Below are 13,338 nucleotides of genomic sequence, written 5' to 3'. Positions count from 1 at the left end.
ATACGATCATCCCGCCCACAGGTCCGCGTCCATGAAGTTCACCCCGCGTTGCGTCTCGCTCTGGTTCGGCCTCTGCAGCTTGTCCGCCGTGGCCGTCGCGCCCCCTGCCGTGGCCGCCCAGCAGAGCCAGGTCTATGCTTTCGCCCAGCCCAGCCAGCCGCTGGCCCAGGCACTCAACGCCTTCAGCCGTACCACCGGGCAGAGCGTGGTCTATACCCTGACGCTACCGGACCTGCGGGCCCCGGCGCTGAACGGCACCTTCGACGCCGAGCAGGCGCTGCAGCAGTTGCTCGGCAACTCGGGCCTGGCCTGGCGCCGCATCGACGCCCGCACCCTGACCCTGGAGCCGGTCGACACCTCCGGCGCGCTGAACCTGCAGGCCACCACCATCAACTCGCAGCTGGACGACTACAGCTACCAGCCGCCGGCCAGCGCCTCGATCATGCGCGGCCAGGGCGCGACCCTGGATATCCCGCAGGCCGTGAACGTGGTTCCGGCCCAGGTGATCCGCGACCAGGCGCCGCGCAACCTGGACGATGCGTTGTACAACGTCAGCGGCATCACCCAGGGCAACAACTTCGGCGGTACCGCCGACACCGTGATGAAGCGTGGCTTCGGCGACAACCGTGACGGCTCGATCATGCGCGACGGCATGCCGATCGTGCAGGGCCGCGCGCTCAATGCCAGTACCGAACGGGTCGAGGTGCTCAAGGGCCCGGCCTCGCTGTTGTACGGCATCCAGGACCCGGGCGGGGTGATCAACGTGGTCAGCAAGCGCCCGCAACTTACCCAGTACAACGCCCTGACCCTGCGCGGCTCGACCTACGGCAGCGGCAAGAACGGCAGCGGTGGCGGCCTGGACAGCACCGGTGCGCTGGGGGAGAGCAACCTGGCCTATCGCCTGATCGTCGATCATGAGGATGAGGACTACTGGCGCAACTTCGGCGTGCACCGCGAATCGCTGGTGGCGCCATCGCTGGCCTGGTATGGCGAGGACACCCAGGTGGTGCTGGCCTATGAGCACCGCGAGTTTCGCTACCCGTTCGACCGCGGTACCGCCTTCGGCAGCGACGGCCATCCACTGAATATTCCTGCCACCCGCCGCCTGGACGAGCCATTCAACGATATGGAAGGGCGCTCCGACCTGTACCGCCTGGAGGTCGATCATCAGTTGGACGATGCGTGGAAGCTGCACGTCGGCTACAGCTTCAACCGCGAGACCTACGACGCCAGCCAGGTGCGCGTGACCGGCGTGGATGAAAGCCAGGGCACGTTGTCGCGCAGCATCGACGGCACCCGGGGCGCCCTGAGCCGCGACCAGTTCGCCACCTTCAGCCTCAACGGCAGCGTCGAGCTGGCGGGCATGCGCCACGACCTGGTGGTCGGTGTCGATCACGAGGACCGCAAGGTCTACCGCGCCGACCTGATCCGCCAGAACAGCCGCTCGACCTTCAGCTACCTGAACCCGGTCTATGGCCGCGAAGTGCAAGGCACCAGCGTGCGCGCCAGCGACAGCGACCAGACCGACAAGCTGCGCACCGATTCGCTGTTCCTGCAGGACGCCTGGCACCTGGACGAGCACTGGATCCTGGTGGCCGGCGGGCGTTTCCAGCAGTACGACCAGTACGCCGGCCGCGGCCGACCGTTCACCGTCAACACCGACACCCGCGACCAGACCTGGGTGCCCCATGCGGGCGTGGTGTACAAGGTCGATGACCAGCTGTCGTTCTATGGCAGCTACAGCGAGTCGTTCAAGCCCAACTCGACCATCGCCCCGCTGAGCATCGGCGGTGGCCGCACCCTGACCCTGGACTCTGGGATCGCGCCGGAGGAGGGCAAGTCCTGGGAGCTGGGGGCCAAGCTCGATGTGCCGGGCGCGGTGAGCGGTACCCTGGCGCTGTTCGACATCACCAAGCGCAACGTGCTGGTGGCCGATGGCGACACCCAGCCGGGGACCATTCTCTACAGCAACGCAGGGGAAGTCCGCTCACGGGGTGTCGAGCTGGACCTTGCCGGCCAACTCAGCGAGCGCTGGAGCCTGATCGGCGCCTATGCCTTCACCGACGCCGAGGTCACCAAGGACCCACAGCTCAAGGGCAATCGCCTGCAGAACGTCGCTCGTCACAGTGGCTCGCTGTCGGCGGTATACGACTACGGCAGCCTGTTCGGCGGTGATCGCCTGCGCCTGGGGGCCGGTGCGCGCTACGTGGGTGAGCGTGCGGGCAACGCGACCAATGACTTCGACCTGCCGGCCTACACCGTGGCCGATGCCTTCGCCAGCTACGAAACCAAGCTGGACGAGCACAAGGTGCGCCTGCAGTTGAACGTGAAGAACCTGTTCGACAAGGTGTACTACAGCTCGGCGGTGAACCGTTACTTCGTCGCCGTGGGGGATGCGCGGCAAGTCAGCCTGTCGAGCACCTTCGAGTTCTGACGCCAACCGATGATGGGCGGCGTGGGTGCGGGCTGGCCCCGCGATAGCGCCCGGCAGTCAGGCGCAGAACGCCGCCCGATACTCCCCCGGCGTCGCTCCCAACGCCTGGCGAAACCGGTTGCTGAAGTGACTGGCACTGGCAAACCCGCACAGCAGCGCCACTTCGCCCAGGGGCAGCGTGCCCATGCGCAGCAGGTGACACGCCTTTTGCAGCCGTCGGGCCAGCAGGTACTGATGCGGCGGCAGACCGAAGCTTGCGCGGAACATCCGCGCGAAGTGGTATTCGGACAGGTTGCAGCGCAGTGCCAGCTCGCCCAGCGTCAGCGCCTGGTCGAGGTGGGCCTCAATATAGTCCACCAGTTGCCGGCGCTGGTGCGGCGCCAAGCCGCCCTTGAGTTTGAGCCCCTGGCGCAGGCCGGCCTGATTGAGCACGGCGTGGTCGATGATGTCATGGGCCAGGCTGCTGGCCAGCAGGCGCTCGCCGGGTTCGGCCCAGTCCAGGCCGATCAGCTGGCGAAAGCGTGCAGCCTGTTGCGGGTCGTCGAGGAAGGTCGCCTCGTGCAGCTGCATTTCACGCGGCTCGCGGTCCAGCAGGCGGGTGCAGCCAAGGGCGAACTGCTGTTCGCTGATGTACAGGTGGGCCAGGCGGATCGTGCCGTTGACCACCCAGTTGGACTCATGGCCGGCCGGCATGATGCATAGCTTGCCCGGCGCGCCCTTGTCGGCCGGGCGTTGGCGGCGGAAGGTACCGGTGCCGTCGGCGATGTAGCACGACAACGTGTGGTGGCTGGGCGCCTGGTAGTCGCGGGCGTCGTCGCGGTTGCTCCACAACGCCGCCGCCAGCCCGTCGCCCAGGTGCGCGCTCAGCTCCAGCCGGGCGTGGGGCGAGGCATGCATGGCGTTGAAGACTTGCAGGTGGTCGAGTGCGGGCATGGGAGACTCCTCTGAAGGCCATCGTACTGCGGCGCGGGCGGGAAGGCAGCTGGCCGAAGAGGAAAAGCGCAAGTTTATGCAAGCGCAGGCGTGAAGCTCGGGAAGACACTGTTTGCCTGTGACGGCCATCGCGGGGCGAGCCCGCTCCCACGCCAGCCCGCCAGGGTGGCCAAAACGTGGGAGCGGGCTTGCCCGCGATGGGCCGAAAGCCTGTTCGAGGAAGTCGCCATGAACCTGTCGCTCTACCTGCTCACCGTCCTGATCTGGGGCACCACCTGGATCGCCCTGAAATTGCAACTGGGGGTAGTCGCCATCCCGGTGTCGATTGTCTACCGCTTCGCCCTGGCCGGGTTGATCCTGTTCGTCTTGCTGCTGCTCACCCGCCGTCTGCAGCCGATGAACCGCCGGGGCCATCTGGTGTGCCTGGCCCAGGGCCTGTGCCTGTTCTGCGTCAACTTCATGTGTTTCCTCACCGCCAGCCAGTGGGTCGCCAGCGGCCTGATCGCCGTGGTGTTCTCCACCGCCACCCTGTGGAACGCGATCAATGCACGGATCTTCTTCGGCCAGAAGATCGCCGCCAACGTGCTTGGCGGCGGGGCCATGGGGCTGCTGGGCTTGGGGCTGCTGTTCTGGCCGGAGCTTTCCCATCATGCCGCCAGCCGCGAAACCCTTTATGGCCTGGGCTTGGCGCTGCTTGGCACGTTGTGTTTCTCCGCAGGCAACATGCTCTCCAGCGTGCAGCAGAAGGCCGGGCTCAAACCCATGACCACCAATGCCTGGGGCATGGTTTATGGCGCGTCGATGCTGGCGGGGTATTGCCTGCTCAGGGGGATCCCCTTCGATATGGAGTGGAACACGCGTTACATAGGCTCGCTGCTGTATCTGGTGATCCCGGGCTCGGTGATCGGCTTTACCGCCTACCTCACCCTGGTCGGGCGCATGGGGCCGGAGCGGGCCGCCTACTGCACCGTGCTGTTCCCGTTGGTGGCGCTGAACGTGTCGGCGTTTGCAGAAGGCTATGAGTGGACTGCACCAGCCCTGCTGGGACTGGTCGCGGTGATGGCGGGAAATGTGCTGGTGTTTCGCAAGCCGTCGCAACGTACGCAGAGTGCCCTGGCCAGAAGCTAGTCCGGCACAACTGATATTTTTAGCAGGTGCGGCCAGCCAGCGGGTGACTAGACTAGCCCAGGGGCGACAGACTGGGGAGCGCAATGGCCGTTTCGGCAATCTTGGATCATCGACTGTCTCGCAGGGACGTTTGGCTGTTGTGTCTCATGGCGATCGGGCTGCACGTCTTGCCCCTGGTGCTGGCAGACCTGGCCTACATCGACGATGTCTGGCGATCTCAATTGGCGGGGCAGTTGCAAGACCCGGGTGATTCCTGGACGGGTCAGGGCCGGGTGTTGGCTGACGTGCTGCATGGTGGGCTGGGGTTCGGCAATGCGACGCCGAACCTTTACCCACTGCCGTTGCTGCTGGCAATGGTGGTGGCCGCCAAGGCATTGTCGGATTTGGCATTCCACTACTTCGAGGCACCCACAGGTACGGCACTGCTAGTGGTCTTGCCCCTTTGGTACAACCCCTTCTTCCTGCAGAACCTGTCCTACCAGTACGACGGGGCCGTGATGGCGCTGGCCCTTGCCGCGAGTGTCATGGCCATCACGCAAGGGGCACGGCACCGGTGGGGCACAGGCCTGGCGATGGTGCTGATTGCGGCGGCGGCCAGCCTTTATCAGGTCAGTGTCAATGTCTTCGCGGGGTTGTGCTGCATTGAAGTCATTCGTCAGGTCGCCGCGCATGCACCCCTGAAGCAGGTGGTACGGCAGTTGGCGCAGCGTACGGTTCAGTTGCTGGGTGGCGTCCTGCTGTATTTGCTCACGGGATATCGACTCATTGATGTTCCTCGCACGGCGCTGCTCCCCCTGGACCACGCATGGCCGGGAACCCTGGCGCGTCGCCTGCAGATGGCCTTCGAGCATGTGGGGTTGTTGGCAACGGCCGGCACGGCCTGGCTGTTCCTCATGCTCGGCGGCCTGGCTGGCGCGACGCTGGTGCTGTGCTCCTGTCAGGTGCTACGCAGTGCGCGCCCGGTGATGTCGAGGGTGGCGCTGTTGACGTTGATTTGGTTCTCTGTCGTGGCACTTATGCTACTGGTGCCGGGCATGTCGCTGCTGTTCGACCATTACAACCAAGGCGCGCGATTGTTGATGGGGGTGGGGCCCGCCATGGTGCTGGTGATGTTGCTGGCACATGAGCGGCTTGCTGGCCTGCATGCACGACTGGCCTGGGTCACCGCCATGCCCCTGGTGTTCATGCTGTCTTTTTCTTATGCCTATGGGCGGCTGCTGGTGGCGCAAAAGGAAGTGGAGCGGGTGATGACCTTCAGTATCGCGCAAGCCATCCAGTCCAACCCCGCGTTGTATGGCGCCAAGCGTTTCTACATCCTTGGCCATGACAGCCGTCAAGTGTGGTTGCCCGCCGGCAGTGGTTCGTTCCAGGCCATGCCGGCCTTGAGGTATGTGTTCGCCATTGGTTACCAGGTGCTTCCCGAAATGATGCCGAGAGTGGGCATGACGACTTTCGGCAGCCACCCGCCCCTGCAAAGAGCGCAAGTATTGGTGTCCAGCCCTCAGCCCCAAGTGGATGGAAAGTTCTTTGCCATTCATCGGGTAGAGGACGTCGGCTATGTGTTGATGAAGCCGATTCTCGACGCAGAGGCCTTCCATAAATGAGCCTGGTACGTTTCAACCGTTACGCGCTGATTGGCGTCGGCAACACGCTGATCCATTGGCTGACCTTCCTGCTCCTCCACCTGCTTGTGGGCTTGTCGCAAGGGGCGAGCAACCTGCTGGCGTTTCTGTTGGCGGCGAGCGTGTCCTACTTCATGAATGCCCACTACACCTTTGCCGTCAGAGCTCGTACGAGACGCTACCTGATGTTCCTTTCTGGCATGAGTTGCCTGAGTCTGGCTCTGGGTGCGTTTTCTGACTTTGCCCGTCTGTCTCCATGGTTGACCTTGGTGACCTTTTCGATGGTCAGCCTTATTGTCGGGTATGCCTTTTCACACACCGTGGTGTTCAAGAGGAGGGACCTGTGAACATTACCTTGGTGGTGCCGTTGTTCAACGAACAGGAAACCCTGGAGCGCTTCTACCAGACGGTGCGGAGCGAACCTTCGTTGCAGGGTAAGACCGTGGAGATCGTCTTCGTCAACGACGGCAGCACCGACGACACCGAAGCCATCTGCGCCGAGCTGGCGGCTAGGGACGAGTGGGTCACGTCGATCACCTTCTCGCGCAACTTCGGCAAGGAGTCGGCGTTGTTCGCGGGGCTGGAGCATGCCGAAGGCGACGCGGTGGTGCCAATCGATGTCGACCTGCAAGACCCCATTGAGGTTGTCGCGCAGATGATCGAGCGCTGGCAGGGCGGCGCTGACGTGGTGCTGGCCAAGCGCCGCAGCCGGCTGGCCGATACGCGGTTCAAACGGTGGACGGCGGGGCTCTACTATCGTCTGCACAACGCCATCGCTGCGTTGCCGATCGAAGAGAACGTCGGCGATTTCCGCCTGCTCGACCGCAAGGTGGTCGCTGCCATCCGGCAGATGCCGGAGCAGCAGTTGTTCATGAAGGGCGTGCTGTCGTGGGTGGGGTTCCGTACCGAGATCATCGAGTACGACCGCCAGGAGCGGGCGGCGGGCAATAGCAAGTTTGGCTTCTGGCGCCTGTGGAACCTGGCACTGGACGGTATTACCTCGTTCAGCACGGTGCCGCTGCGGCTATGGACCTATATCGGTGGTGGCGTTTCGTTGTTCGCCCTGTTGTATGCGGTGTTTCTGGTGCTGGACAAGTTGCTGTTCGGCAACGACTTGCCGGGGTATCCGTCACTGATGACGGCGATTCTGTTCCTTGGCGGGGTGCAGTTGATCGGGATTGGCATCCTGGGCGAGTACATCGGGCGGATCTACCAGGAAACCAAGCACCGGCCCCGCTATGTTGTACGCAAGGTACTGGGGCGGCGTAGCCAACCCCAGTAGGCTCTATCGCGGGGCAAACCCGCTTGCACAAACCCCGTGGTTGGGCTTTCAGCTTTGCCACACCTGCGGATTCACCAGGTCCTGCGGTCGCTCGCCCAGCAAGGCCGAGCGCAGGTTGTCGATGGCCCGGTTGGCCATGGCTTCGCGAGTCTCGGCAGTGGCCGAGCCGATGTGCGGCAGGGTCAGGGCGTTGGGCAGCTTGAACAGCGGCGAATCGCCGAGCGGTTCTTTCTCGTACACGTCCAGGCCGGCGCCGCGAATGGTCCCTTCCTGCAGTGCCTCGACCAGTGCCGCTTCGTCCACCACCGGGCCACGGGCGATGTTGACCAGGAACGCGCTGGGTTTCATCAGCTTCAGCTCGCGGGCGCCGATCAGCTTGCGGGTGGCGTCGGACAGCGGCACCACCAGGCAGACGAAATCGGCTTCTGCCAACAGCTCATCCAGGCTGCGGAACTGCGCGCCCAACTCCTGTTCCAGCGCGGCCTTGCGGCTGTTGCCGGTGTACAGCACCTGCATGTTGAAACCGAAACGGCCACGCCGGGCGATGGCCGCGCCGATGTTGCCCAGGCCGACGATGCCCAGTTTCTTGCCGTGCACATCGCTGCCGAACTGCGCCGGGCCGACGGTGGCCTGCCAGTGGCCGGCCTTGGTCCAGGCGTCCAGCTCGGCGGTGCGCCGGGCACAACCCATGATCAGGGCGAAGCCCAGGTCGGCGGTGCTTTCGGTGAGCACGTCGGGGGTGTTGGTCAGGGCGATGCCGCGCTCGTTGAAGTAGTCCAGGTCGTAGTTGTCGTAGCCGACCGAGACGCTGGACACCACCTCCAGCTTGCCCGCGCCTTCGAGCTGCGCCCGGCCCAGCTTGCGGCCAACGCCGATCAGGCCGTGGGCCTCGGGCAGCGCTTCGTTGAACTGGGCGGCGATGTCGCCCAGCTTGGGGTTGGGCACGATCACGTTGAAGTCGTGTTGCAGGCGCTCGGCCATAGCCGGGGTGATGCGGCTGAAGGCCAGGACGGTCTTTTTCATCGGGCTGCTTCTCTGCAAGGCGGGTAGGGGCGGTGTCGTTGCTTAGCAACCTACCATTGTCCCCCGCCCGAATGCACCGGCTTTTTCAGTTGGCGATCAACAGCTCGTGGGTTTTCAGGTCGGCCTCGTGGGCGGCGAGGATTTCCGGCAGCGAGTTGCGCAGGTACTCGACCCAGGTCTTGATCTTCGCATCGAGGTACTGGCGCGACGGGTAGATCGCATACAGGTTCAGCTCCTGCAGGCGGTACTGCGGCAGGATCCGCACCAGGCTGCCGTCACGCAGGCCATCGATGGCGGTGTAGATCGGCAGCACGCCCACGCCCATGCCGCTGCGGATCGCGGTCTTCATCGCATCGGCGGAGTTCACCTGGAACGGTGAGGTGGTGATATTGACCACCTCCTGTCCCTCGGGGCCGTCGAACAGCCATTTCTCCAGCGGGATCACCGGGCTGACCATGCGCAGGCAGGCATGCTTGAGCAGGTCGGCGGGCTTGTGCGCGAACCCGTGGCGCGCCACGTAGTCGGGCGCGGCGCAGACGATGCTGTAGGTGATGCCCAGGCGCTGGGAGACGAAACCCGAGTCGGGCAGCTCGCTGGCGAGCACGATCGACACGTCGTAGCCCTCATCAAGCAGGTCGGGCACGCGGTTGGCCATGGTCAGGTCGAAGGTCACGTCCGGGTGCGACTCGCGGTAGCGGGCGATGGCGTCGACCACGAAATGCTGGCCGACACCGGTCATCGAATGCACCTTCAGCTGCCCGGCGGGACGGGCATGGGCATCGCTGGCCTCGGCCTCGGCTTCTTCCACGTAGGTAAGAATCTGTTCACAGCGCATCAGGTAGCGCTTGCCGGCCTCGGTCAGCGCGATGCGCCGGGTGGTGCGGTTGAGCAGGCGGGTTTGCAGATGGGCTTCCAGGTTGGAGACCGCCCGCGACACGTTCGCGGTGGTCGTGTCCAGTTGCGCCGCGGCAGCGGTGAAGCTGCCGAGCTGGGCCACGCAACTGAAAGCACGCATGTTTTGCAGGGTGTCCATGGGTCACTCTCGGTTTAGAGGACAAAATTGTGACATGAAGTAACGCTATTTCGCTTCCGACTAAAGCCGGATTATCGCTGTTTTGGTAACAAAGATTCGCAGGAATATACGCTTATCGCCAATGAAACCCGCCCCTAGAATTGCCCGGCCCCTCCACCTCTTCCTCGGGAAATCGCAGCTGTGCCGCGTCGCAACATCAGAGCGCTTAGCGCGCTCAGTGCCTGTGCCCTTTGTCTCACCTTGAGCGGCTGTATCGGAACCTGGGGCATCGCCCCGCAAAGCAAGACACTCCAAGCCAACCAACTGACCACTGACGACGCCATCCGTGAGGCTGCGCGTGACGCCCACTGGCCGGCCCAGCAATGGTGGCGCGCCTATGGCGACCCGCAACTCGACGCCTGGATCATCCAGGCCGTGGCCGGCAGCCCGAGCCTGGCGATGGCCGCTGCACGCGTGCGCCAAGCCAAGGCCATGGCCGGCGTGGTCGAGTCGGCGGAAAAGCTGCAGGTCAACGGCACTGCCACGCTCAAGCGCCATAACTGGCCGGAGGATCAGTTCTATGGCCCTGGCGCGTTGTCCGGCGCCAACACCTGGGACAACAACGCCGCCATCGGCTTGAGCTACGCGCTGGACCTGTGGGGCCGTGAGCGCAATGCCAGCGAGCAGGCCGTGGACCAGGCGCACATGAGCGTCGCCGAGGCGCGCCAGGCCCAGCTGGAGCTGGAGAACAACGTGGTGCGCGCCTACATCCAGCTCAGCCTGCATTACGCCCGGCGCGATATCGTGCTGGCCGAGCTTGCGCAGCAGGAGCAGATCGTCGCCCTGGCCAAGCGCCGCCTGGACGGTGGCATCGGTACCCATTTCGAAGTCAGCCAGGCCGAGGCGCCGCTGCCGGAAACCCACCGCCAGATCGACAGCCTCAACGAAGAGATCGCCCTGACCCGCAACCAGCTGGCAGCCCTGGCCGGCAAGGGGCCGGGGGAGGGCGCGACACTGCAACGCCCGACCCTGACCCTCGGCGCGCCGCTGAAACTGCCCTCGAACCTGCCCGCCGAGCTGGTCGGCCAGCGCCCCGACGTGGTCGCCAGCCGCTGGCAGGTGGCGGCCCAGGCCCGTGGCATCGACGTGGCCCACGCCGGGTTCTTCCCCAATGTCGACCTGGTCGGCGGCCTGGGCTTCATGGCCACCGGGGGCGGCCCGCTGGAATTTATCACCGGGCGTAAATTCAACTACAACGTCGGGCCGGCCATCAGCCTGCCGATCTTCGATGGTGGGCGCCTGCGCTCGCAGCTGGGCGTGGCCTCGGCGGGCTACGACGTGGCCGTGGCGCACTACAACCAGACGGTGATCGGCGCGTTGAAGAACATCTCCGACCAACTGATCCGCCGTGAGTCGATGAAGGAGCAGGCGCATTTCGCCGCCGAATCCGTCGCCGCCGCGCAGAAGACCTACGACATCGCCACCGTCGCCTTCCAGCGCGGGCTCACCGACTACCTCAACGTGCTCAACGCCCAGACCTTGCTGTTCCGCCAGCAGCAGGTGCAGCAGCAGGTACAGGCCGCGCGCCTGGTGGCCCATGCCGAACTGGTCACGGCCCTGGGCGGCGGGCTGGAGGCGGGCAAGGACGTGCCGGACGAAGAGCGCCAGGCCGCACCGAAAACGCCGGCCACCCTGGCCATCTTCGACACGCCGGATTACGCCGAATGAGCACATCGAGCTTGCCCTTGCGCTGGCTGCGGAGCCTGGAATGGCGCCGGGGTTTCTTTGCCTGGGCGCGGACCGACGGCGTCACCTGGGTCTACATCTTCAAAGTCCTGGCCGCCGCCTTCATCACCTTGTGGCTGGCCATGCGCCTGGAGCTGCCGCAGCCGCGCACGGCGATGATCACTGTGTTCATCGTCATGCAGCCGCAGAGCGGCCATGTGTTCGCCAAGAGTTTCTACCGGGTGCTCGGCACCCTGGCCGGCTCGGCGATGATGGTCGCGCTGATCGCGATCTTCCCGCAGAACACCGAGCTGTTCCTGCCCAGCCTGGCCCTGTGGGTCGGCCTGTGCTCGGCGGGCGCCATGCGCTATCGCACCTTCCGCGCCTATGGTTTCGTGCTGGCCGGCTACACCGCGGCGATGATCGGCCTGCCGGTGCTGCAGCACCCCGACCAGGCGTTCATGGCGGCGGTGTGGCGGGTGCTGGAGATTGCCCTGGGGATTCTGGTTTCGACTTTCGTCAGCGCTGCGATCCTGCCGCAATCGGCCAGTGCCGCCATGCGCAACGCCCTCTACCAGCGCTTCGGTGTATTCGCCGGGGTGGTGGTCGAGGCCCTGCGCGGCGACAGCCAGCGCGACCGCTTCGAGACCAGCAATGTGCGCTTTGTCGCCGAGGCGGTGGGCCTGGAGAGCCTGCGCAACGTCACCGCCTTCGAAGACCCGCACATGCGCCGGCGCTCAGGTCGGCTGGTACGGATGAACAGCGAGTTCATGGCCATCACCACGCGTTTCAACGCCCTGCACCGGTTGCTCGAGCGCCTGCGCGCCCGTGGCCCGTTGCAGATCGTCGGCGCCATCGAACCCGGGCTGGCCACCCTGGCCGAGCTGCTGCAGCCCTACGTCGGCCGGGCACTGACCGACGCCGACGCCTTGCGCCTGGCCCTGGAGCTGGGCACCTACAAGGAAGGCCTGCAGGCCCAGGTGCGTGGTCTGCGCGCCGAGTATCTGCAGACCTGCCCCAGCGAGGCCGACCTGCTCGACTTCCATACCGCCTTCGAGCTGCTGTACCGCTTCGTCGACGAGATGTACAGCTACGCCGAGACCCACGCCTCGCTGGCCGTGCACAAGCACGAACGCGAACAGTGGGATGAACCTTATGTGGCCCAGACCAGCTGGCTGGTATCGCTGGCCGCTGGAGTGCGCGCCTCGGCGGTGCTGTTGCTGCTGGGCAGCTACTGGCTGCTCAGCGACTGGCCCAGTGGCGGCATGATGACGCTGATCGCCACGGTCACGGTGGGCCTGTCGGCGGCATCGCCGAATCCCAAGCGCATGGCGTTCCAGATGGCCTGCGGCACGGCGATCGGCGCCTTTGTCGGCTTCTTCGAAACCTTCTTCGTGTTCCCCTGGATCGACGGCTTCGCGCTGCTGTGCATGGTCCTGGCGCCGGTGTTCGTGTTCGGCGCGTTCCTTGCCTCGCGCCCGGCCTATGCCGGTTACGGCCTGGGCCTGCTGGTGTTCTTTGCCATCGGCTCGGTGCCCAACAACCTGACGGTCTACGACCCCTACACCTTCATCAACGACTACATCGGCATGGTCATCGGCATGTTCGTCTGCGCCGCGGCCGGGGCGATCATCCTGCCGCCCAACAGCCGCTGGTTGTGGAGCCGGCTGGAGCAGGAGCTGCGCGAGCAGGTGCTGTTCGCCATCAGCGGGCGCCTACGCGGGCTGGGCTCGGCTTTCGAGAGCCGTACCCGCGACCTGCTGCACCAGGCTTACGGCCTGGCCGCCGGCAAGCCGCAGGTGCAGAGCCAGCTGATGGGCTGGATGTTCACGGTGCTGGAGATCGGCCACGCCATTATCGAGCTGCGCAAGGAGCAGGCTCGCGCCCCGGTGCACCCGGCCTACGCCGAGTCGCAGCCGTGGCGCCAGGCCATCCGCGTCATGGGCCGGGCCCTGGCGCGGTTGTTCCTGCAACCCAGCGCCAGCAACCACGAACGCGCCCTGGTGGCGGTGGACCATGCCATCAGCCGCGTGCAGGCCACCGATGAACCTTTCGCCCGGCACTTCGACACCTCGGTGCTGCGCCGGGCGCAGAGCTACCTGCATTTCATCCGTTCTTCCCTGCTCGACCCACAGTCGCCGCTGGCACCGGCGAAAGGACTGCACGATGCTCCGTGAAA

At 65.2% G+C, this 13,338-nt stretch carries 10 protein-coding genes; 7 read left to right on the top strand and 3 right to left on the bottom strand.

All coding sequences use genetic code 11. From position 1 onward, the window contains the following. Window positions 1–31 precede the first annotated feature (31 nt). Window positions 32–2,434: a TonB-dependent siderophore receptor gene (locus AC3WL2_RS09560; protein WP_102682119.1), complete on the top strand. Its 2,403-nt coding sequence runs from the start codon at window positions 32–34 to the stop codon at window positions 2,432–2,434. A 57-nt stretch (window positions 2,435–2,491) separates the two neighbouring features. Here the strand turns inward: AC3WL2_RS09560 and AC3WL2_RS09555 are convergent, their stop codons facing one another. Next, window positions 2,492–3,367 carry a helix-turn-helix domain-containing protein gene (locus AC3WL2_RS09555; RefSeq protein ID WP_102682118.1) on the bottom strand — a complete coding sequence of 292 codons (876 nt, stop codon included), beginning with the start codon at window positions 3,365–3,367 and terminating at the stop codon, window positions 2,492–2,494. A 228-nt stretch (window positions 3,368–3,595) separates the two neighbouring features. Between AC3WL2_RS09555 and AC3WL2_RS09550 the strand changes: the two genes are divergently transcribed. The 4 genes from AC3WL2_RS09550 (at window position 3,596) to AC3WL2_RS09535 (ending at window position 7,399) form a co-directional block, all read left to right on the top strand. Beyond that, window positions 3,596–4,495 (top strand): DMT family transporter, encoded by a 900-nt coding sequence (locus tag AC3WL2_RS09550; RefSeq protein ID WP_102682117.1) that lies wholly within the window; start codon window positions 3,596–3,598, stop codon window positions 4,493–4,495. Between the two features lie 146 nt (window positions 4,496–4,641). Beyond that, window positions 4,642–6,099 (top strand): glucosyltransferase domain-containing protein, encoded by a 1,458-nt coding sequence (locus AC3WL2_RS09545; protein ID WP_158247500.1) that lies wholly within the window; start codon window positions 4,642–4,644, stop codon window positions 6,097–6,099. Continuing rightward, window positions 6,096–6,464: a GtrA family protein gene (locus AC3WL2_RS09540; RefSeq protein WP_102682115.1), complete on the top strand. Its 369-nt coding sequence runs from the start codon at window positions 6,096–6,098 to the stop codon at window positions 6,462–6,464. Before AC3WL2_RS09545 ends, AC3WL2_RS09540 begins: the two co-directional genes overlap by 4 nt. Next, window positions 6,461–7,399 carry a glycosyltransferase family 2 protein gene (locus AC3WL2_RS09535; RefSeq protein WP_102682114.1) on the top strand — a complete coding sequence of 313 codons (939 nt, stop codon included), beginning with the start codon at window positions 6,461–6,463 and terminating at the stop codon, window positions 7,397–7,399. Before AC3WL2_RS09540 ends, AC3WL2_RS09535 begins: the two co-directional genes overlap by 4 nt. A gap of 48 nt (window positions 7,400–7,447) precedes the next feature. Here the strand turns inward: AC3WL2_RS09535 and AC3WL2_RS09530 are convergent, their stop codons facing one another. Both AC3WL2_RS09530 and AC3WL2_RS09525 read right to left on the bottom strand, forming a co-directional pair. Next, the gene (locus AC3WL2_RS09530) at window positions 7,448–8,422 is read right to left on the bottom strand and encodes a 2-hydroxyacid dehydrogenase (RefSeq protein WP_102682113.1); all 975 of its coding nucleotides are present in this window, start codon (window positions 8,420–8,422) and stop codon (window positions 7,448–7,450) included. An 85-nt stretch (window positions 8,423–8,507) separates the two neighbouring features. Beyond that, a complete protein-coding gene (locus AC3WL2_RS09525) occupies window positions 8,508–9,455 on the bottom strand; it encodes a LysR family transcriptional regulator (RefSeq protein WP_046854215.1) in 948 nt (315 codons plus the stop codon). Window positions 9,456–9,635: 180 nt separating this feature from the next. Here AC3WL2_RS09525 and AC3WL2_RS09520 point away from each other — a divergent pair, with 180 nt between their 5' ends. Beyond that, complete coding sequence (locus AC3WL2_RS09520) at window positions 9,636–11,162, top strand: efflux transporter outer membrane subunit (protein ID WP_102682112.1); 1,527 nt, start codon at window positions 9,636–9,638, stop codon at window positions 11,160–11,162. Continuing rightward, complete coding sequence (locus tag AC3WL2_RS09515) at window positions 11,159–13,336, top strand: FUSC family protein (protein WP_102682111.1); 2,178 nt, start codon at window positions 11,159–11,161, stop codon at window positions 13,334–13,336. The genes AC3WL2_RS09520 and AC3WL2_RS09515 overlap by 4 nt, the downstream gene beginning before the upstream one ends. Window positions 13,337–13,338 lie beyond the last annotated feature (2 nt).

Source organism: Pseudomonas sp. FW305-96, from assembly GCF_058783825.1.
This window is presented reverse-complemented; position numbering and strand designations above follow the sequence as displayed.

Coding starts and splice junctions, on each gene's coding strand:
- AC3WL2_RS09560 (WP_102682119.1), top strand. CDS start 32: ATGAAGTTCACCCCGCGTTGCGTCTCGCTCTGGTTCGGCCTCTGCAGC.
- AC3WL2_RS09555 (WP_102682118.1), bottom strand. CDS start 3,367: ATGCCCGCACTCGACCACCTGCAAGTCTTCAACGCCATGCATGCCTCG.
- AC3WL2_RS09550 (WP_102682117.1), top strand. CDS start 3,596: ATGAACCTGTCGCTCTACCTGCTCACCGTCCTGATCTGGGGCACCACC.
- AC3WL2_RS09545 (WP_158247500.1), top strand. CDS start 4,642: ATGGCGATCGGGCTGCACGTCTTGCCCCTGGTGCTGGCAGACCTGGCC.
- AC3WL2_RS09540 (WP_102682115.1), top strand. CDS start 6,096: ATGAGCCTGGTACGTTTCAACCGTTACGCGCTGATTGGCGTCGGCAAC.
- AC3WL2_RS09530 (WP_102682113.1), bottom strand. CDS start 8,422: ATGAAAAAGACCGTCCTGGCCTTCAGCCGCATCACCCCGGCTATGGCC.
- AC3WL2_RS09525 (WP_046854215.1), bottom strand. CDS start 9,455: ATGGACACCCTGCAAAACATGCGTGCTTTCAGTTGCGTGGCCCAGCTC.
- AC3WL2_RS09515 (WP_102682111.1), top strand. CDS start 11,159: ATGAGCACATCGAGCTTGCCCTTGCGCTGGCTGCGGAGCCTGGAATGG.